Origin of the sequence: Sphingomonas sp. (assembly GCF_042096255.1) — a bacterium.
GTDB lineage: Bacteria > Pseudomonadota > Alphaproteobacteria > Sphingomonadales > Sphingomonadaceae > Sphingomonas.
In genome coordinates this window covers 1-19,200 of the sequence record NZ_JBELLZ010000069.1, presented here as the reverse complement: position 1 = coordinate 19,200, position 19,200 = coordinate 1, and the positions used below count along the sequence as shown (strand labels likewise).

The 19,200-nt window shown below is 67.2% G+C and carries 17 protein-coding genes and 1 pseudogene; 7 read left to right on the top strand and 11 right to left on the bottom strand.

Annotated elements, in window-relative coordinates:
* Positions 1–4 precede the first annotated feature (4 nt).
* A pseudogene (locus ACFDTH_RS12890) lies at positions 5–310 on the top strand (AIR carboxylase family protein); the annotation flags it as partial.
* A 150-nt stretch (positions 311–460) separates the two neighbouring features.
* Entirely contained in the window at positions 461–1,528 is a 1,068-nt protein-coding gene (locus ACFDTH_RS12885) for a 5-(carboxyamino)imidazole ribonucleotide synthase (RefSeq protein ID WP_375287939.1), read from the top strand.
* A gap of 27 nt (positions 1,529–1,555) precedes the next feature.
* Here the strand turns inward: ACFDTH_RS12885 and ACFDTH_RS12880 are convergent, their stop codons facing one another.
* Complete coding sequence (locus ACFDTH_RS12880; RefSeq protein ID WP_375287937.1) at positions 1,556–3,514, bottom strand: calcium-binding protein; 1,959 nt, start codon at positions 3,512–3,514, stop codon at positions 1,556–1,558.
* Positions 3,515–3,760: 246 nt separating this feature from the next.
* Between ACFDTH_RS12880 and lptF the strand changes: the two genes are divergently transcribed.
* Entirely contained in the window at positions 3,761–4,957 is a 1,197-nt protein-coding gene (gene lptF / locus ACFDTH_RS12875; protein WP_375287936.1) for an LPS export ABC transporter permease LptF, read from the top strand.
* Positions 4,954–6,045 carry an LPS export ABC transporter permease LptG gene (gene lptG / locus ACFDTH_RS12870; protein ID WP_375287935.1) on the top strand — a complete coding sequence of 364 codons (1,092 nt, stop codon included), beginning with the start codon at positions 4,954–4,956 and terminating at the stop codon, positions 6,043–6,045. The genes lptF and lptG overlap by 4 nt, the downstream gene beginning before the upstream one ends.
* Before the next feature lies 1 nt (position 6,046).
* Here the strand turns inward: lptG and ACFDTH_RS12865 are convergent, their stop codons facing one another.
* The gene (locus tag ACFDTH_RS12865) at positions 6,047–7,129 is read right to left on the bottom strand and encodes a fatty acid desaturase family protein (protein ID WP_375287934.1); all 1,083 of its coding nucleotides are present in this window, start codon (positions 7,127–7,129) and stop codon (positions 6,047–6,049) included.
* 131 nt (positions 7,130–7,260) lie between these two features.
* On the opposite strand from ACFDTH_RS12865, the gene ACFDTH_RS12860 reads away from it, so the two are divergent.
* On the top strand, positions 7,261–8,409 hold the full coding sequence (locus tag ACFDTH_RS12860; RefSeq protein WP_375287933.1) for an N-acetyltransferase: 1,149 nt from the start codon (positions 7,261–7,263) through the stop codon (positions 8,407–8,409).
* 61 nt (positions 8,410–8,470) lie between these two features.
* Here the strand turns inward: ACFDTH_RS12860 and ACFDTH_RS12855 are convergent, their stop codons facing one another.
* The 9 genes from ACFDTH_RS12855 to ACFDTH_RS12815 form a co-directional block, all read right to left on the bottom strand.
* Complete coding sequence (locus ACFDTH_RS12855; protein WP_375287932.1) at positions 8,471–8,704, bottom strand: hypothetical protein; 234 nt, start codon at positions 8,702–8,704, stop codon at positions 8,471–8,473.
* 623 nt (positions 8,705–9,327) lie between these two features.
* The gene (xth, locus tag ACFDTH_RS12850; protein WP_375287931.1) at positions 9,328–10,101 is read right to left on the bottom strand and encodes an exodeoxyribonuclease III; all 774 of its coding nucleotides are present in this window, start codon (positions 10,099–10,101) and stop codon (positions 9,328–9,330) included.
* Between the two features lie 11 nt (positions 10,102–10,112).
* The gene (gene erpA / locus ACFDTH_RS12845; protein ID WP_375287930.1) at positions 10,113–10,451 is read right to left on the bottom strand and encodes an iron-sulfur cluster insertion protein ErpA; all 339 of its coding nucleotides are present in this window, start codon (positions 10,449–10,451) and stop codon (positions 10,113–10,115) included.
* 40 nt (positions 10,452–10,491) lie between these two features.
* Positions 10,492–11,565, bottom strand: coding sequence for a M23 family metallopeptidase (locus ACFDTH_RS12840; RefSeq protein ID WP_375287929.1), 1,074 nt, complete (start codon positions 11,563–11,565; stop codon positions 10,492–10,494).
* A gap of 294 nt (positions 11,566–11,859) precedes the next feature.
* The gene (locus tag ACFDTH_RS12835) at positions 11,860–12,321 is read right to left on the bottom strand and encodes a peroxiredoxin (protein ID WP_375287942.1); all 462 of its coding nucleotides are present in this window, start codon (positions 12,319–12,321) and stop codon (positions 11,860–11,862) included.
* On the bottom strand, positions 12,308–14,899 hold the full coding sequence (locus ACFDTH_RS12830) for a DUF294 nucleotidyltransferase-like domain-containing protein (RefSeq protein WP_375287941.1): 2,592 nt from the start codon (positions 14,897–14,899) through the stop codon (positions 12,308–12,310). Before ACFDTH_RS12830 ends, ACFDTH_RS12835 begins: the two co-directional genes overlap by 14 nt.
* Before the next feature lie 320 nt (positions 14,900–15,219).
* Positions 15,220–15,858, bottom strand: coding sequence for a sigma-70 family RNA polymerase sigma factor (locus ACFDTH_RS12825; protein ID WP_375287940.1), 639 nt, complete (start codon positions 15,856–15,858; stop codon positions 15,220–15,222).
* A gap of 99 nt (positions 15,859–15,957) precedes the next feature.
* Positions 15,958–16,104 carry a hypothetical protein gene (locus ACFDTH_RS12820; protein WP_375287927.1) on the bottom strand — a complete coding sequence of 49 codons (147 nt, stop codon included), beginning with the start codon at positions 16,102–16,104 and terminating at the stop codon, positions 15,958–15,960.
* Positions 16,105–16,149: 45 nt separating this feature from the next.
* The gene (locus tag ACFDTH_RS12815) at positions 16,150–16,947 is read right to left on the bottom strand and encodes a response regulator (protein WP_375287926.1); all 798 of its coding nucleotides are present in this window, start codon (positions 16,945–16,947) and stop codon (positions 16,150–16,152) included.
* Positions 16,948–17,191: 244 nt separating this feature from the next.
* Here ACFDTH_RS12815 and ACFDTH_RS12810 point away from each other — a divergent pair, with 244 nt between their 5' ends.
* Both ACFDTH_RS12810 and ACFDTH_RS12805 read left to right on the top strand, forming a co-directional pair.
* The gene (locus ACFDTH_RS12810; RefSeq protein ID WP_375287925.1) at positions 17,192–17,401 is read left to right on the top strand and encodes a NepR family anti-sigma factor; all 210 of its coding nucleotides are present in this window, start codon (positions 17,192–17,194) and stop codon (positions 17,399–17,401) included.
* 9 nt (positions 17,402–17,410) lie between these two features.
* Complete coding sequence (locus ACFDTH_RS12805; RefSeq protein WP_375287924.1) at positions 17,411–18,994, top strand: sensor histidine kinase; 1,584 nt, start codon at positions 17,411–17,413, stop codon at positions 18,992–18,994.
* Positions 18,995–19,200 lie beyond the last annotated feature (206 nt).

Here is a 19,200-nt window from a genome sequence, read left to right as displayed (position 1 = left end):
CTAGGTGATCATCGCCGGCGCGGGCGGCGCGGCGCAGCTGCCCTGCATGGCCGCCTCCATGTCGCACCTGCCCGTGCTGGGCGTGCCGGTGGAGAGCCATGCGCTGAAGGGTATGGATAGCCTGCTCTCGATCGTTCAGATGCCCGGCGGCGTGCCGGTCGGCACTCTGGCGATCGGCAAGGCCGGCGCGATCAACGCTGCGTTGCTCGCCGCGTCGATCCTCGCGCTGTCTGACGAGCCTCTGAACGCGCGGCTCCAGTCTTGGCGCGCCAAGCAAACCGACGGCGTGGCGCACGACCCGCAGGGCTAATCCTGAACAAACCAAGCTGAAGCGCCTCCCCGGCGCAGGCCGGGGAGGCGTGCTCTACGGGACCGATCTGCCTTCAAGTCCCACCCGATCGGCTCGGCGGAAGCAGTTTCGGGCTATGCGCATGCCAATCCGTTGTTAGAGGCGAGCGCCATGACCCCCCTTCCTCCCGGCTCCACCATCGGTATCCTCGGCGGCGGGCAGCTCGGCCGGATGATCGCGGTCGCCGCGGCGCAGCTCGGCTATCGTACGCATGTCCTCGCGCCCGACCGCGAGAGCGTCGCCGCGCAGACCGCGGGTTCGCTGACCCGAGCCGATTATCACAATCGCATCGTGCTGGCGGACTTCGCCGCAGCCTGCGACGTCGTCACCTACGAGTTCGAGAACATCGCGGCCGAACCGGTCGAGTGGCTGGCGCAGCGGGTACCCGTCCACCCCTCGCCCGCCTCACTGCGCGTCGCGCAGGACCGCGCCGCCGAGAAGCGGTTCGTGGAGGAGGTCGGTGGCATTCCGGCGCGCTGGGCGGCGGTCGAAAGCCGCGAGGCGCTGGATGCCGCGATCGCCGAGGTCGGAACGCCGGCGGTGCTCAAGACCACCCGGATGGGTTATGACGGCAAGGGTCAGGCGCGGCTTGCCTCACCCGGCGACGCTCAGGCCGCGTGGGACGCGATCGGCGGCCCTGCGGTGCTGGAGGCGTTCGTCGACTTCAGCCACGAATTCTCGATCGTGCTGGTGCGCGACTGCGACGGGCGGATGGTGAGCTACCCGCCGCCCTGGAATGAGCATGCGCATGGCATCCTCGCCCGCTCCACCCTGCCCGCTCCCGCCGCGATCGCCGCGCACTGGACGCAGGCGGCAGCGCTGACCGGGCGGATCGCCGACGCGCTCGACCATGTCGGCGTGCTCACCGCCGAGTTCTTCGCCACTGCCGAGGGTCCGGTGCTCAACGAGTTAGCCCCGCGCGTGCACAATTCCGCACACTGGACGATCGAGGGCGCGGTCACCTCGCAGTTCGAGAATCACGTCCGTGCGATCTGCGGCCTGCCGCTCGGCGACACCGGGCTCACCGCCCGCGCGATCGAGATGGAAAACCTGATCGGCGACGACTGGGAGCGCTGGCCCGACCTGCTGGCCGAGCCCGACGCCCATCTCCACCTCTACGGCAAGCGCGAGGCGCGCGCCGGCCGCAAGATGGGCCATCTCACCCGGCTGCGGCGGTGAGTCACGTTCACCGCCGCAGCGTTCGCGTCAGAAGACGATGAAGTCCGCGCCGGTGAGCAGGGTGCCCTCATCGACGGTCAGAAACAGGACCGCGCCGAACTTCTTTCCCGATCCGTCCGCATCGTAGAATACTTCGCCCGTGGTGCGGTCATAGACCAGCCGGTCGTTGGCATCGACCGCGCCCAGCTTCAGGTCCTTGAACCAGCTGTTGGGCACTGCATCGCCCGCCTCCATGTCCTTGAAGGCCTGGAAGATCGCCTTGCTCAGGTGGACGCTGTCATCCTTGATCGCGAAGTCGGTGATTGTGTCGACGTTGGTCTTCGGGTTCAGCGCGGTATCGACGACGAAGATGTCGTCGCCCAGTCCCCCGGTGAGGATGTCGTTTCCGCCGAGCCCCTTTAGCACGTCATGCCCGTCACCGCCGTCCAGCCGGTCGGCGCCGGCCTTGCTGCCGGTCAGCCTGTCGCTGGCGGCGGTGCCGAGCAGGCCCTCGACACCGTCGAAGGTGTCGCCCTTGGCATCGCCGGTGTTCGCCTTGGGGGTGGCAAGCGACACGGTCACGCCGGTCTTGCTGGCGGCATAGGTAGCGATGTCCACGCCCGCGCCCCCGACCAGCCGGTCGGCACCTTTGCCGCCGCTCAGCACGTCGTTCCCCTCGCCGCCGTCCAACACATCATCCCCGGCAAGCCCTTCAATCCGGTCGTTTCCGGCCAGTCCGCGGATCTGGTTCGCCGCCAGGCTGCCGGTCAGCGTGTCGCCCAAGCGGCTGCCGTCCAGGTTCTCGACAGCGCTCAGCAGGTCGCGCCCGCCGCCGCCGGTGTCCTGCCAGTCGCCCAGGTCGAGCGATACGGTGACCGCCTTCTTGGCCGACGCATAGGACACCCGGTCCACACCCGCGCCGCCATCAATGCGGTCGTCGCCGGGACCACCGTCCAGCACGTCGCCGCCTTCGCCGCCGCGCAGCACGTCTGCACCCGCCATGCCGAACAGCGTGTCGCTTCCTTCGCCGCCGCGCACGGTGTCGTTCCCAGCGCCGGCGGTGAGCCGATCGTTGCCGCGATATCCGTCCAGCGTGTCAGGGCTGATGTAGGTCTTGCTCTGGTTCGAGGTGAGCCGATCGTTGACCGTGCCGTCGCGACCGCGCAACCACGCGCCGCTGGTCAGGAACGCCAGGTCGTCGATCAGCCCGTTCACCTCCGGCATGTAGAGCTTTTCGCGATTGCCCTCGATCAGCGGCTCGATGTGCGTGTAGTAATTGTCGGGGGACCGATGCTTCATCCACGCCAGGATGTCCCACACCGCGCGCATACCGTCGTTGCCGTCGGTGAACGGATCGGCATTGCCGTCGCCGCCCACGCCCCAGCCCCACAGCGAATAGACCTTCATATCGGGGGTGCGCTCGCCATCGGCGTTGAAGAACCAGACGGTGTACATTTCGCCGTCCGAGCCGTCCCAATCGAATCGGTAGCCACCGTTGATCATGCCGGCGATCGCCTGTTCCTCCAGCGCCGGCAACCCGGCGGTCAGCGCGGCAATGGCGGACTGCAGATCCGCCTTGTGCTCGGCGGAGGTGGCGCCGTCCTGGAGTTCGCGGATCACCGACACGCGTGCCGCGACCGCGGCGATCGCGGTGGCGGCGAGCAGGCCCCTTTCATAGGCCTGCGATGCCGGGTAGGTGCTGATGTCGTACAGCGCCTCGATCGACTTGCTGATCGCCATGTCCGCATCGGCCTGCCGGCCGCTGGTGCGGTACACGTCGGCATAGCGCAGGCTCTGCTGCACGTCCGACTGGATGTCGGTGATCCGCTGGATGAAAATGAGGTTCTGGGTCTGGCCGATGCCGCTCAGGATCTCCTTGCTCACCACCAGCAGCTGGTCGAGCTTGCGGTTGATCTCTGCCAGCGCGGCGGCGTCGCCGCCCTCGATCAAGTCCTTGATCGACATGGCGGTGCTGTAGAGGTCCAGCGCCAGACCGATGGAATCCATCACGTCGCCATTTTGCGCACCCGGCGCGGTCACCCCGCGCATAAACGCCGCATCAATGGACTCTTGAGCCGGTCGACGGCCCAACTGCTTTGCCATGTTCTTATCCCCCCGCGATCGCCCCCCGCGATCGAGCAATGCTCCGAGTCGTACACGCGATTTGCTGCCCCGACAATCGCATAGCCGGCTGGCACAAGAGGGACTGCGCCCGTATAGCCACTCGACCAGCCGGAGCCCGCCGCAGCCTTCATGAAGTCCATCGACCGCTACATGGCCCGGCTGATCGCGCTGCCGCTGCTCTCCACCCTGGTGATCGCGGCGATGCTACTGGTGCTCGATCGCATGCTGCGCCTGTTCGACTTCGTGGCGACCGAGGGCGGGCCGGTCAGCGTCGTTTGGAAGATGCTGGCCAACCTGCTGCCCGAGTATCTCGGTCTCGGCATCCCGATCGGGCTGATGCTGGGCGTGCTGCTCGCCTTCCGCCGGATCGCCACCTCCTCGGAACTGGACGTGATGCGCGGCGTGGGCATGAGCTACGCGCGCCTGCTGCGCGTCCCGTATCTGTACGCGATCGGGCTGGCGCTGCTGAACCTCGCCATCGTCGGCTACGTCCAGCCGAAGGCGCGCTACGCCTATGAGCAGCTGCGGTTCGAGCTGCGCACCGGCGCGCTGGGCGCCTCGATCAAGGTGGGGGAGTTCACCCATCTGGGCGAACGGATGACGCTCCGCATCGAACGCAGCCGGGACAATGGTCGCAAGCTTTCAGGAATCTTCGTTCACGCCGAAACGCCCAAGGGCGACTGGATCGGCGTGACTGCTGCCACGGGGCAGTTCCTGGCGACTGACGATCCCAATGTGATCATCTTCCGCCTCACGAACGGCACGCTGATCCACAATCGACCCGAGTTCGCCGCCCCTCGCACGCTGACTTTCTCCGCGCACGATCTGCCGATCGATCTGCCTCGCTTCGGCAGCTTCCGCGCGCGCGGGGATCGCAACCTGGAGAGGACGCTGCCGGAGCTCGCCATTCTGGGTCGTAGCGGCACCACCGAAGAGGCGCGAGACAGCAGCCGGGCAGAATTCCACTTCCGCCTGGCGGAGGTTGCCTCGATGTTCCTGCTGCCGCTGCTGGGTGTCGCATTGGGGGTGCCGCCCAAACGGTCCACCTCCGCGCTGGGCGTGTTCCTGTCCATCGTGCTGATCGTGACCTACCACAAGGTGAACCAATATGCCGCCTCGGTGGGAGAGCTGGGGCTGATCGATCCCCTGCTCGCCTTATGGGGGCCGTTCGCGATTTTCGCCGGACTGGTGATTTGGATGTACTACACGCTCGCACATACTCCCGGCGGCCAGCCGATCGGCGCGCTCGAACGAGTGGCGGGCAAGGCCTGGCGCGCAATCTCCAGGCGAATGCCCGGCCGGCGGCGGGAGCTCCGTCCGGCATGAACGGCTTTTTCCCATCGCGCACGATCAGCCTTTACATGGCGCGCATGTTCCTGGTGCGGACCTTCGGGATCCTTGCTGCGCTGGTAATCGTGCTCCAGGCCCTCGACCTGCTGAGCGAATCGGGCAAGATCCTGGCAGTCGCCGGCAACGGCGATCCCGAGGTGTGGCGTTATGCCAGTTTGCGGGCGCCGCAGATCGTGGCGCGCTTCCTTCCGTTCTCTGTGCTGCTGGGCACGATTCTCACGCTTATCACGATGAACCAGAACAGCGAGATCATCGCGCTAAAGGCCGCTGGCCTGTCCGCGCATCAGGTGCTCGCGCCGCTGATCGTCGCAAGCCTGGGCGTTGCCGGCGTCAGCTTCACGTTCAACGAGCGCGTGGTGGCGCGCGCCACCGCCACGCTCAGCCAGTGGCAGAAGGTGAACTATGGCCCCCTCCCGATCGACCGCGGCGACCGTACCAATGTCTGGGTGCGATCGGGCGACGACCTGATCGAGGTCGATCAGATCCGGGGACGCGGCGATGCTGCACAGCTTGGCGGCATCACTCTCTACGATCGGATCGACGGCCGGCTGACCGCGATCGTTACCGCACCGCGCGGGACGCGCGAGGGCGACGGCTGGCGCATCGCGCCCGCCAAGCGCTTCGACGTGGCGAGTGGCCGAGTGACCCAGCTCGAAAGCATCGTGGTGGCGCAGGGGGTCCGTCCCGACCAGTTCACCCTCGCCTCGGTCGATGCCGACGGATTGACGTTCGGCGCCCTCGACGAGGCGATCGGCGACCTGGAAGAGAGCGGTCGCCCGACCAAGGCCTTGGAAGGCGCGCTGTGGCACAAGCTGTCGGGCCCGCTCTCGTCCGTGCTGATGCCGCTCCTCGGCGCGGTCGCCGCATTCGGCATCGCGCGCTCGGGTAAATTGTTCGTCCGCGCGGTGATCGGCATGGCGCTAGGCTTCGCCTATTTCGTCGCCGACAATTTCGCGCTGGCGATGGGCAACCTGGGCGCCTACCCGCCCTTCCTCGCCGCCTGGGCGCCCTTCCTGCTCTTCCTGCTGATCGGCGAGGCGGTACTGCTGCGCACCGAGGAATAGGTCAGCGGCGGCCGAGGGTGCTGCGGCCAATCTTGGCGACGAGGTAAGGCAGGCCCGAATAGCTTGCCTTGTGATAAGGCGAACCCGGCTCCACCGCGGCGGTGAGCCGGCGGTGCGCCTCGCCCAAGTTGTGATACGGCACGCCCGGCAGCAGATGGTGCAGCGCGTGGTAGCGGAGGCCCACCGGCGCCCACAGACCGGGCAGCAGCGCCGGCGGCGGCACGTTGACCGAGTCGAGATACTGGGCGGTGACGCTCATCGCCTCACCCTCATTCTCCCACAGGTGCGCCACCAAGGTACGGACCTGGTTGAGCACCGCCACTGCCGAGGCCACCACCATGCCGATCGCGAACGCACGCAACGGCAGCACCCCGGTCGCGACCAGCACGATCAGCGCAATCGCCCACAGGCTGGAAAAGGCTTCGACGCGATCCCACTGGCGCTTGGCGTCCCCTTCAGGCGCGCGGCGGCGGAACACCGGGTTGATCGCCAGCGCCGAATAGCGCTCCACCACCGTGCGACGCAGCGCGGGAACCACCAGCGACAGCGGCGACAGCACGGCGTAGCGGAACAGCAGCGCCACCGGCGCCAGCGCGGAGACGAGGATGAAAACCGGCAGCGTCCACGGCTTCATCAGCGCCAACGGCAGATACTCCGGGTCCTCCGCGGTACCATAGCGCGTCTTGGCGTGATGAAGGTTGTGGACGCCCTCGTACATGAACGACGGGATCAGCATCGGAACGCCGACAAAGGCGTTATAGCCGGCGCGGAACCCCGGCACAGCCTGCGGGCGCAGGTGGCTTACCTCGTGGATGAAGCTCATCGCGCGATACAGCGCCAATACGGCGACCACGCCGGCCAGCACCGCCCAGCCGCCCGGCAGCAAAGTCGACGCGACCAGCGCGCCATAGCCGAGCATCGCCGAGCCGGTCATGTCCGCCCAATAGACCGCGGGCCGCGCCTGGACGAGATCACGAGTCAGCTCCGCCGCCGCCTTCAGCATTGCCTTGTCGTCGGCGATCCGGTGCGTCGGCACGCGCGTCGTCGCAGCGGCGGTTTCACGCGAAAGAGTCATGCTGGTCATGGCTTGGTCCATTTGCCGAACATAGTGGCGACAGCGTGACGCCGCGAGGGCGGCACCCGTGCGGAAAGCCCACTCGCCATGATCGAAACGGGCGATTACATCCGCGCCCTACCCTGCCGAAAGCTCCCAGCGTGCCGCTCACCATCCGCCCCGTCCTCTCCAAGCGCGATCGCAAGACCTTCGTGGACCTGCCGTTCCGGTTGTACCGGGACGATCCGAACTGGGTGCCGCCGCTCAAGGGCGAGGCGCAGGGGCTGATCACCCCCGAGAAAAACGGCTGGTTCAGCCACGCCAAGGCGCAGCTGTTCCTCGCCGAGGAGGACGGCCGCGTCGTCGGGCGCATCTCCGCGCACATCGACACGCTGGCGCTCACCCTACCGGCCGAGCAGGGCTTCGGCCCCGGCATCGGGCAATGGGGACTGATGGAGGCCGAGCGCGAGGACGTGTTCCGCGCTTTGCTCGACCGCGCCGAAGGCTGGCTGCGCGATGAGGGCATGGTCCGCGCGCTCGGCCCGATCAGCATGTCGATCTGGGAAGAGCCCGGCCTGCTGGTCGACGGCTACGATCATCCGCCCACCGTGATGATGGGCCACGCCAAGCCCGAATATCGCGGCTGGATCGAGGCGGCCGGCTACGAACCGGCTAAGCAGCTCTTCACCTACGAGTTGGACATCACCCAGGAATTCCCGCCGATCGTCAAGCGGATCATCCAGTCGGGCGAGCGGAACCCGCGCATCCGCGTGCGCGAGGTCGATAAGTCGCGCTTCGAGGAAGAGGCGGCGATCATCCTCGACATCCTCAACGATGCCTGGGCGGATAACTGGGGCTTCGTCCCGCTCACCCCGCCCGAGATCAAGGACGTGGGCGTCAAGCTGAAGCCGATCGTGTTCAACGACCTGATCCGCATCGCCGAGGTGGACGGCCGGCCGGTGGCGTTCATGATCACCCTGCCCGACCTCAACGAGGCGATCCGACCTCTGGGCGGCTCGCTGCTGCCCTTCGGCTGGCTGAAGCTGCTGCGCTGGCTGCGCGCGCCCAAGGTGCGCACCATGCGGGTGCCGCTGATGGGCGTGCGCAAGGACCTGCAATCCTCGCGCATGGCGAGCCAGCTGGCCTTCATGATGATCGAATATATCCGCCGCGCCTCGGTGGAGCATTACGGCGCCAGCCGCGGCGAGATCGGCTGGATCCTCGAAGACAATCAGGGAATGCGCTCGATCGCAGAGACGATCGAGAGCCGGGTGAACAAGGCCTATACGATCTACCGCAAGGCTCTTTGATCCGTGTCCCGCGGCCGCGCCGAAGCAGGCCGCGGGAAGATCGGACGCACCCGCGTAGCGATCACTGCACGCGGGGGTCGAAGCCGTCCTTCAGCCAGGCGTCGAGCGTGCGGCACTCGCGCCGCTCCAGGCGGCTGCCGGTCGGCGTGCTGGCGACGCAATAACGGCGCGGCTGGGACTTCGCGATCTGCGCCTCGGATGCGGGGCTCTCGACCGACTCGGCCGGCTTGGGCGCGGCGATCGCAACAGCGGGAGTGAGCGCGATGGCGGCGATCACGGCAGCGATGGTTTTCATGGCATGGTCCTCCTCACCGGCTCCGTGCCGGCATGAAGAGGATTGCACGCGGCGTGCCAAGCTCTTGGGCGACGTAAAATCAAACGCTTAGCTTCGACCACGCCTGTAAACGGCGCCGACAGCTGGCGAATGGCGCCAACGCATGGGGAAAGATCACCAACCCGGATTGGACTCGTGTTTTTGACAGTTTTGTGACATTCTCCGCTCCCGTCAACACCGCTGTCGGAGATCGGCAATGGAGAAAAATGTAAGCGCGCCCAAGGTCACCCAGTCAGAGCCACGCGGCGAGGACACGTCCTCCGTGGCCTCGCACCGGCGCGGAGAACGGATACGCACCTATGTGCCGCATCCCCGGCCCGAAGCGCGGATGTAGCACTTAGAACGGGATCGCGCCGCCAGCTACGAGCCCCAGGTAGGGCGCAGCGCGCGACGGGCCGGCCGCGGCGAGCAGGTCCAGTTGCAGCTGGTCGCGCGGCTGCCATCGTTTCGGTCCGGCAGTCGCTGGCGTCCTCCTCGCGATCGACAGAGACCTCGCCGGAAAGGCTCACCGCATCGCTAAGGCTGCGGGTGACGCCCGCGACCGCCATCATCGACAGGTGGCGAGCGCGCCAGCAGCGCAAGCTTCATCCGCGCAACGTCACCCAGGCGGGGGCGTGGTCGCTCGCCTTCTCGCGCCCGCGATACGCCTTGTCCACGCCCGCGCCGGTCAGGCGGTCGGCGACAGCGGGGCTGAGCAGCAGGTGATCGATCCGGAACCCCGCATCGCGCTGCCAGGCGCCTGCCTGATAGTCCCAGAAGGTCCATACGCCGCCCTTCGGCGCGCGGGTGCGCAGCGCATCGGTCCAGCCCTGCGCGAGCAGCGCGCGATAGCCGGCGCGGCTCTCGTGCTGCATCAGCGCGTCGCTCGCCATCGCCCGGACTGAGAAGGTGTCGTCGTCATTGGGGATGACGTTATAGTCGCCCGCCAGCACCACCGGTTCCTCCTCGGCCAGCAGCGCACGCGCGCGCTCCGCCAGCCGCTCGATCCAGCGCAGCTTGTAGTCGAACTTGGGGCCGGGCTGCGGATTGCCGTTGGGCAGGTAGATCGAGGCGACGACCAACCCGGCGACGCCGCACTCCAGGTAACGACTGTGGGCATCCTCGGGATCGCCGGCGAGACCCCGCTGCCGCTCTACCGGATCGGCCCCGCGTGCCAGCACGGCAACGCCGTTGAACCCCTTCTGCCCGTGCCACACCGCACCATAGCCGGCGGCGCGCACCTCCCCTTCGGGGAAGGTCTCGTCCGATGCCTTCAGTTCCTGAAGGCAGACGATGTCCGGCTGCTGCTCGGCAAGATATTCCAGCAAGCGCGGCAGCCGCGCCTTGATGCCGTTGACGTTATAGGTGACGATCTTCACGCGCGCCGTGGTTACACGGCGAAGCTGCTCCCGCAACCACAACCCGCTGCCGCCATCGGGTTGTTAACCCGGAACGCCGCGCCGCCAAGCGCCTCGACGTAATCGACCTCGGCCCCGCGGACCAGATCAAGGCTAATCTCGTCCACCACCAGCCGCACACCATCGGTCTCCGCGACCAGATCGTCCGCCTCCGGCGCATCGGCAAACCCGAAGCGATACTGGAAGCCTGAGCAGCCGCCACCGTCAACAGCTAGCCGAAGGATCGCGGGCTTACCCTGCTTCGCGGCAATGGCGGCGACCCGCGCCGCCGCGGCGGGGGTCAGCGAAATATCGGATGCGAGCGTTGCCATCATCCGGAGATAAGCGCCGGAACGCGCCGGGACAACCGCATCAATCCTGCGGCGCGGGTCCGCTGGACACCGGGATCATCCCCACCGAGCGATCCTTGGCCGCCAACAGATAATCGGCCGTGGTCAAAAACGGCACGGGGTTGACCGCATGGCCATCGATACGGACCTCATAATGAAGGTGCGGACCGGTCGAGCGGCCGGTCGAGCCCATCAGGCCGATCAGCTGGCCACGGGTTACGCGGGTGTTGTCGGCGACCAGGATCTTCGACAGGTGACCATAGCGGGTGGCGATACCCTTGCCGTGGTTCACCTCGATCAGGTTGCCATAACCGCCGCGGCGGCCGGCATGGCTCACCACGCCATCGGCGGTCGCGTAGATCGGCGTGCCAACGGGGCCAGGAATATCGACGCCTGCGTGCATCGCCGCAGTGCCGCGGAACGGATCGGAGCGGATGCCGAAGTTACTGGTGAACTGGAGCTTCTCGACCGGCTGCACCGACGGAATGGCGATCACGCCCTGCTCAAGATTGTCGAGCTTCTTCCAGGTCATGAACAAGGAGCGGAACTGCTGATCCGCCTTCAGGTCGGCGACGGCTTCCGCACTGGTCGCCTCGATCAGCGGGCCGCCCATGGCCGAAGCCTTGCGGACGATCCGGTCGGGGCGGAGGCCCAGGCGCCGGATCTCGGCCTTGGCGAGCGACAGGCGACGCTCCGCCAGCTTGCGCACCGCGGCGGCCTGCCGCGCCTGCGCCTGTTCCACCCGCTTGAGCGGGGCGATCGCCGAGCCGGCGACGCGGTCCGCCGCGGGATCGATGGAAAGGGTAGCGAGCGCCATCTCGCGGGTTTCGCCTTCGCCAGTCAGCGCAGCGACCAGCAGGTTCTGGCGATGCTCGATCCGGTCTGCGTGCAGCCGCGCGGTCTCGCGAATGGTAACGACCCGTGCCCGCATGGCGGCAACCTTGCGCTCCATCTGCGCAACGCGTCCGTCGGCCGCGCGGGCATCTTCGGCGGGCACCGCGTGCCCTGCCGCCTGCGCGATGCCATAGCTGCCGAAGCCGAGCAGCGCGGCGGCGGACGTCGCCAGCACCGCCTGCGTCCCGGCGGTCAGCCGCACCCGGCGAACCTTGGTCCCGTCATGGAAAGCGATCGCACGCTGCGGGAAGATCGTTCCGAGGCTTCCTCGAAGCCATCCGGAATGCGCGCGAAGGTTTTCGATCATCAAAGCTCAACGACCCCGTGCGCGGGACAACGACACACCGCCGCCCCGCGATTTATCTGTCATCTGGATTGCAGCCCACCCGCACCCCGGATGTCGTCACCGTGCCCCGCAATGTCGTCCGGGCGCAAGACTTTGGCCCGCGACTCGCGCCGGAGTGCCAGCGGCACGCGGCGAGTTGTTGGAATCACGCTACTTCGGCAGGTCGTCGACCGACTTCAGCACGTCGACTGCGTGGCCGGGAACGCGCACCTTGCGCCACTGGCGAGCGAGCCGTCCGTCCCGATCGAACAGAAAGGTCGCGCGCTCTATTCCCATGAACTTCCGGCCGTACATCGACTTCTCGACCCATACCCCGAAGGCCTCGCAGACACTGCCGTCCAGGTCGCTGGCCAGTGGCGGCACCAGCGCATGCTTGGCGATGAAGCGTGCGTGGCTGGCCACGTCATCGCGTGACACGCCCAGAAGCGACACGCCGGCTGCCGCGAAATCCTCATGGAGCGCTGAGAAATCCTGCGCCTCGCGGGCGCAGCCGCTGGTGTCGTCGCGCGGGTAGAACCAGAGCACCGCGGGAAATCCCAATGTGCGCAGGGCTAGCGGCGCCCCCGTCCGGTCAGTCAGGGTCACGTCGGGAACGGGATCACCGGCTTGCATCATCGATCTCCAGCGCCGCGACCTCCTGCCTGACGGCCGCCAGGCGGGCGATCACCGTCTGCCAGTCCGGAAGGTGCAATGCACGTGCGATCAGCGCCTGTGTCGACGGCGGCGGCTCCTGCGCATCGGGGGCGACCAGCCGGACGATCACCAGCAATCGCGCAAGCAGGCCATACGCCCCGTCCGCGGATTCGGCGATCAGCCCCTCGCCGATCAGCGCGCAAATGGCGGCCTGGAGGTTCGGCTCGAACGCCGTGCGATGGACCAGCTGGCGCACCTGCACCGCGAACTCCAGATCCACCAGGCCGCCGGGCAGCAGCTTGGCGTCCAGTGGCCCGACCGGCGGCTTGTGGGCGGCCATCTCTGCGCGCATCGCACGCGCATCGGCGGCGACATCGCGGCCGGAGGGTGTACGAAGCGCGGTGTCGATCACCTGCGCCACCGCCGCACGCGCCGCCGCGGAGCCAAAGATCGGCCGGGCGCGGGTCAGCGCCATCCGCTCCCAAGTCCAGGCGTCCTCCCGCTGATAACGGGCAAAGGAGTCGAGGCTAACGACAAGCGGCCCCTGCGTGCCGGATGGGCGCAGACGGGTATCCACCGGATACAGCGGACCCGCGGCGGTGGGAGCGGACAAGGCGGTGCTGATCCTGGCGCCGAGCCGGTTATAGTAGAGGGTGGCACCCAGAGGCTTGTGACCATCGGACTCGGCCGAGAAGTCTCCGGTGAAGAGATACACCAGGTCCAGGTCGGACGCATGCGTCATCGCGCCACCGCCGAGCCGGCCTAGCGCCAGGATCACGAACTCGCTGTCCGGAACACGGCCATGCGTACGGACGAATTCGGCAACCGTCGCGCCCGCCAGCACCTCCACCGCCGCCTCCGCCAGCCGCGCATAGCCCGATGCGACCGTAAGCGGGTCGGCCGCCGCCGTGACGATCTGCGTGCCCAGGGTGAAGCGCCTCTCCCCCACCACGCGCCGAACCTGCTCCAGCACCGCCTGATAATCCTGGTCCCGCCCCATCATCTCCTCTTCGAGGGCGGGCCGGTCCGGCAGGGGATCGAACGCACTGGCGTCGATCAACCCGTCCAGCAGATCGGGCCGGCGCGACAGGTCCTCGGCGAGGGTCGGCGCCTGCGCGAGGATCGTCGCCAGCATGCCCAGCAGTGCGGGTCGCGCTTCCAGCAGTCGGAAGATGTTCAAGGCGCTCGGCAATCGTTCGACCAGTCGGTCGAAGCCGATCAGCGCCGCGCGCGGATCGGGCGCTTCGACAAAAGAGTCGAGCAGCGAAGGCAGCACGATCTCGAACGCAGCCTGTGCCGCCGGGCTGCGCAATGCCGGATAGCGCCCGGAGCGCCAGCGTTCCAGAAGGCGCATGCATTCCGCTGCCAGAGGCTCCGTGAACCTGCCCGCCAACATCTCCGGAGACGCGGCCTTGGTCCCGGCGGTCCCGGCGGTCCCGGGCATCAGGGCATCGTAGACGCGCCCGACCCGATCAACATGCGGCGCAAGCGCGTGCAGGACGGCGGAGCCGGCGTCCCGACCGTCCAGCCAGGCCAGGCGATCGAGCGCGTCACCCGCAGGAAGCAGGTGGGTCTGGCGATCGTCGACCATCTGCACGCGGTGCTCCGCCGTGCGCAACGCTACATAAGCGGTATCCAGCGCCGCCGCGTCGCCCGGATCGATCAGGCCCGCCGCGGCCAGCCCCCCCAGCGCGTCGCGGGTCGCCGGCGTGCGCAGCGCCGGCTCGCGGCCACCGTGGATCAGTTGGTGGATCTGGGCGAAGAACTCGATCTCGCGGATGCCGCCGCGACCGCGCTTCAGATCGAAGCCGGGACCGAACGCCTGGCCGGACGCATGGTGGTCGCGGATCCGGGCGCTAATATCGGTGATCTCCCGCACCGCGCCGAAATCGAGGCTGCGACGCCAGACGAACGGGCGGATCGCCTCCAGAAACCGCCGGCCCAGAGCCAGATCCCCCGCACAGGCCCGGGACCGGATAAACGCGGCCCGCTCCCAAGGCAACGCCTCCGATTCATAGTGCGCGATCGCGGCAGAGAACGGCAGCGCGATCGGCGTGACCTCCGGCGCAGGACGCAGACGAAGGTCGACCCGCAGGACGTATCCATCCGCGTCGCGGGCCTGGAGCAGCTCGACCACCCGGCGGCCGATGCGCACCGCCGCGTCGGCCGGCTCCTCGCGCGCGCGCCTGGGCAGGACGGCCGGATCATAGAGCAGGATCGGATCGATGTCGGACGAGTAATTGAGCTCGCGACTGCCCTGCTTGCCCAGCGCAAGTGCCGCGAAGCCAACCATCGGGGCGCCCGGCGTGCGCTCCTCGATCGCCGCGCGGATCGCATGGTCAAGCGCACGGTCGGCGAAGTCGCTCAGCGCCCCTGTGACCGCGGCAAGGTCGAGCGTTCCGGCAAGGTCGCCAACAGCTACGATCAGAGCGAGGCGCCGTCGCGCGAGGCGGAGCGCCCGCGCCGGAGGCAGATCAGGGTCGATGGAGACGACCGGGTCGATCATCTCGCCGCGGTCCAGCCGCTCCGCTATCTCCGTTTCCCGGCCCAGCAGCATCGCCAAAAAGGGCGACCATGCCCTGGCACGTCCGGTCGCGTTGGTTATCCGAAATGCGATCTCGCGATCCGACGATTTGTCAAGAGCCGAGTGATCTCGCAAGCAACCTCTCGCTTACCCGGCCGTTGAGCACGGCATGAACGCCCCGACCCCGCCTCTTCGGTCCAGCGATCGCGCCTATGCGGTACGTCGCCCACGTCCCACGGACGCCATCGGCGAGTCCCTACGGCGCATCTATGGCGCCGCGCAAGCATTGCCGCAGGACCTGCAACGACTGCTCGGTAAGCTGGACCGGATCAACTGATCCGGTCCATAAGGGGTTACCGTTCGCTGCTGAGCTCGTCCACTTCGCCCATGATCGTGTCCAGCGCCGTGTTCTGCCCATTGCCATCGAACGAGCGCCGCGACGCCAGAGCTCCCTCGCTCAGCAGCGCTTCGAGGGCGACCCGTCCGCGCGCGACCCGGCTCTTGATCGTCCCGACGGCCACCTTGCAGATCTCAGCCGCCTCCTCGTAAGCGAACCCGCCCGCGCCAACCAGGATCAACGCCTCGCGCTGGGGCTGCGGAAGGTGGAGAAGCGCGCGCTGCATGTCGGCGAGTTCGACATGCTTGTCCTGACTGGCCGGTGCGGCGAGCAACCGGTCCGCAACCAGGTCGTCCCATTCGCCCTTGAAGCGCGCGCGGCGCATCTGGGAGAGATAGAGGTTGCGCAGGATGATGAAGGTCCAGGCGCGCATGTTGGTGCCCGCCTGGAAGCGCTTGCGAGCCGCCCACGCCTTCAGCAATGTTTCCTGAACCAGATCGTCGGCAGTATCTCGACTGCCCGAAAGCGATCGGCCGAAAGCGCGCAGGTGTGGGATCACCTGCGCCAGCTGTGTCTTGAAGTCGCTGTCAGAAAGCGCGACGTGCTCCGATGCGACAGGCGCATCCGCGGCCTCGCGCGGCTCGACTTGGGTCATGATGCTCCGTTCGGTCCACGCCATGGGGCGGTGATCGTCAAGATAGGAGGGGGACGCCGCGATTGCCAGCGCGGCGTCAGACGATTCGATCGGCGTGGATCAGAGACGGGGCCAGAGCAGCAGCAGCGCAAAGACGACGACTACCAGCACCAGCGAAATGGCGAGGATGTAACGCGTCATCCGCGGCGTGGCGCCGGCCCGCGCCTCGTCGGTTTCAAGATGCACTCGGTTGTTCGGATCTGCCATGATGCCTCAACGCCCCTCTTTCGTTTTGGGTCCGTATCGACCGCGTCAGGTCCCCGGAACCGTCCGTTCGTTGAAGAATAGGGCCTGGCTTATAGCGGTCTTGACCGTGGACCGCTGAAACGGCTTGGTGATCAGGAACGTGGGTTCGGGCCGCTCGCCGGTCAGCAGACGCTCCGGAAAGGCGGTGATGAAGATCACGGGCACCTGGAATTCCGACAGGATGTCCTTCACCGCGTCGATGCCCGAACTGTCGTCGGCAAGCTGGATGTCGGCCAGCATCAGCCCTGGTCGGTCCTCCCTCGCCAGCGCCACCGCCTCATCCCGCGTCACTGCCACGCCTGTGACATCATGGCCGAGATCGCGAACGATGGTTTCGATGTCCATCGCGATGATCGGCTCGTCCTCAATGATCAGGACGCGTGCCCGGGTCTGCTTCTCGATCTCAGCGAGCGCACCGGAGACGAGATCGTCCACCTCCTCCGGCGATACCTCGATCAGATAGGCGGTATCCTCCGGTGTGAACCCCTCCATCGCCGTAAGGAGAAGCGCCTGGCGCGACAGCGGCGTCATGCGGGCGAGCCGTGCCCGCGCGATCGCCTCGCTCTGATCGCCGGCGTCCGCATCCGTTTCCGCCTCCAGATTGGCGGACGCCCAGATCGCCTGAAACGTCCGATACAGGCCGAGGCGCGGGTCGACCTCTTTGGGAAACTCCTCGGGCGCAGCCACGATCGCCTCTAGGGTCGCGCGGACGTACTTGTCTCCCTGCGCCTGGCTGCCGGTGAGGGCGCGACCGTACCGACGGAGGAAGGGAAGGTGCGGTGCAAGCTTTTGTCCAAGCGACATGGGTCGGTACGTCTCCCTGAAGTGTCTGTCCTGGGCCGACCAGCGATGCCGCCCCCCGGTAATCCACGCATAACGCGCACCCGCACCGGACGGTTCAACCGTCCGACACGAGATTTCGTCGTAACAGCGGGAACAAACAAAGCCGCATTTGGTTTCCCGACCACATGGCGCGCCCTGCGCGTTGATCGCCGGCGGGTTCGCCGGCCTTTTTCGTCATGGCGCCGTTGCGTGGCGCCTTCGGGGGATGATGTTGAGCGCTGTAGAGGATTCACCGGAACGCGCCGCAGCCCAGGAACAGGCGGCGGACAATGGCGAGGCGCCAGTCAACACGCGTGCGCCTCGCGGCACTGATCCAGACCGTGACATGGGTTCCGCCTTGCGATCGATCTACCAGCGGACGGTGGAAGAGCAGGTTCCTGACGAGATGCTGTCCCTCTTATCCAAACTGGACTAAGCTGTCGGCATGTCCAAGCGGCCCGTGGCCCCCGGCGGCGACGTGGCCGCGACTCCGTCTTCCATCGAACGGTGGCCTACCGGGGCAAAAGTCTTCCTGATCCTCAGCGTCGCGTTGCTGCCGCTGGCCGTGATCGCGATCTTTGCCACGCTCCAGACCACCCGCACCTTCAACGATGAGGCGCGTGCACGGCTGCGGCTGGCGGCTGCGGAAAGCTCTCGGTCGCTGGCCATTGAGCTTGGCGGCGACATGACCGCGCTGAGGGCGACGGCGGCAGCGCTCGGCCGCGATCGTGCCGATGCGGCGTCCTGCGCGCGCGTACAGGGCGTGTTTGCCCAGCAATTCGCTGCCGGCGCGCGCATGACGGTGCTTGACCGCGCCGGCCGCCCTCTATGCGGCACGCCCTTTCCCGAGGCTCGCCGACCGCTACGGATGGCACCGGGCAGCGATGTCGGGACTCGGGTCGTCGAGGCTCAGGGCATCCTGCTCGCGGTGGAGGATGGCGCTACCGGCACCCGGGGCGTTGCGATGTTCCCTACCGAATTCCTCTCGCGTCTGAGCCGGCCCAGCGGCCTGAACGTTGCCTATGCAGCTGCACTTGTTGATGGCGAGCGCCTGGTTCTCAGCACGATTGAACCCGGGCGGGCGCTGGAACGCCGGGAATCGATCCGCACGCCGCTTGGGATCGGCGGGCTCGTCCTGGAGATGCAGATCCCCAGCACGCCGATCAGTTCACCCATGGTGATCGCGATGCTGCTGCCGCTGCTGATGTGGGCGCTTGCCGCCAGCATCGCTTGGTTCGTGGTCGATCGCCTGCTGATCCGGCCGTTGCGCGCACTAAGGTCAAGCGTTGCCGCCTTCGAGCCGGGAACGGAGATCGATCCCACCGTGACCCGCGGCATCCCCGCCCAGGAGATCCGGGAACTCGGCGAGACCTTTCGTGCCATCAGTCGCACGGTGGTGCTGCACGAGGCGGGCCTGGCCGAGGGTCTGGTGCGCCAGACCAAGCTTACGCGCGAGGTGCATCATCGCGTCAAGAACAACCTACAGGTGATCGCGAGCCTGATAAGCCTTCACGCGCGCGGGGCCAGATCGCCCGAGGCAGGACAGGCCTATTCGACTATTCAGCGCCGGGTGGATGCGCTGGCGGTGGTGCATCGAAATCATTTCGCTGAGATGGAGGAGAGCCGCGGGCTCAGCCTGCGCTCCATGATCGGGGAACTTGCGGCGAACCTGCGCGCGACCGCAGCGGACCATCCGGCCATGGGCATCGTCGTCGATGTTGAGCCCCTTTGCGTCAACCAGGACGTGGCGGTGGCGGTGGCGTTTCTCATCACAGAACTGATCGAACTCGCAATGACCGGGGATGCGGCAGCCAAGATCCGCATCTCGGTCAATCGCACCGAACCATTGCGGGCGACGCTACGGATCAGTTCACCCGCCCTGATCGAAGGCGACGTGCTGCGCGACGGATTGGCCAGCCGCTATGGCCGCGTGCTCGAAGGCCTGTCGCGCCAGCTGCGCGCAAAGCTGCACCACGATCCCCTGATCGGCGCGTTCGAAATTGCGATTGCCGTGGTTGGCAACGAATGATGCAACGACGGGCGAAATATCTGCGCGTCAGCAGGAACCGCGGGCGCGATAAAGGGTTATGACCTTCGGATAGCGACCTTATGCCCCCCCGCTCTCGCTATCCAAGACATAGGCCCGGAAGCGTCAACCCCGCCCCCCCCCCCGGGGCGCGGTCGGGGCGGGAAAATTACAGAAAGGGAGGGCACACCGCTGTAAACCAGTCACAG

Bases quoted from the DNA above. Each gene is read 5' to 3' on its own strand.
- ACFDTH_RS12885 (WP_375287939.1), top strand. From the start codon at position 461: ATGACCCCCCTTCCTCCCGGCTCCACCATCGGTATCCTCGGCGGCGGG.
- ACFDTH_RS12880 (WP_375287937.1), bottom strand. From the start codon at position 3,514: ATGGATTCCATCGGTCTGGCGCTGGACCTCTACAGCACCGCCATGTCG.
- lptF (WP_375287936.1), top strand. From the start codon at position 3,761: ATGAAGTCCATCGACCGCTACATGGCCCGGCTGATCGCGCTGCCGCTG.
- lptG (WP_375287935.1), top strand. From the start codon at position 4,954: ATGAACGGCTTTTTCCCATCGCGCACGATCAGCCTTTACATGGCGCGC.
- ACFDTH_RS12865 (WP_375287934.1), bottom strand. From the start codon at position 7,129: ATGACCAGCATGACTCTTTCGCGTGAAACCGCCGCTGCGACGACGCGC.
- ACFDTH_RS12855 (WP_375287932.1), bottom strand. From the start codon at position 8,704: ATGAAAACCATCGCTGCCGTGATCGCCGCCATCGCGCTCACTCCCGCT.
- erpA (WP_375287930.1), bottom strand. From the start codon at position 10,451: ATGGCAACGCTCGCATCCGATATTTCGCTGACCCCCGCCGCGGCGGCG.
- ACFDTH_RS12835 (WP_375287942.1), bottom strand. From the start codon at position 12,321: ATGCAAGCCGGTGATCCCGTTCCCGACGTGACCCTGACTGACCGGACG.
- ACFDTH_RS12830 (WP_375287941.1), bottom strand. From the start codon at position 14,899: ATGCTGCTGGGCCGGGAAACGGAGATAGCGGAGCGGCTGGACCGCGGC.
- ACFDTH_RS12825 (WP_375287940.1), bottom strand. From the start codon at position 15,858: ATGACCCAAGTCGAGCCGCGCGAGGCCGCGGATGCGCCTGTCGCATCG.
- ACFDTH_RS12820 (WP_375287927.1), bottom strand. From the start codon at position 16,104: ATGGCAGATCCGAACAACCGAGTGCATCTTGAAACCGACGAGGCGCGG.
- ACFDTH_RS12815 (WP_375287926.1), bottom strand. From the start codon at position 16,947: ATGTCGCTTGGACAAAAGCTTGCACCGCACCTTCCCTTCCTCCGTCGG.
- ACFDTH_RS12810 (WP_375287925.1), top strand. From the start codon at position 17,192: ATGATGTTGAGCGCTGTAGAGGATTCACCGGAACGCGCCGCAGCCCAG.
- ACFDTH_RS12805 (WP_375287924.1), top strand. From the start codon at position 17,411: ATGTCCAAGCGGCCCGTGGCCCCCGGCGGCGACGTGGCCGCGACTCCG.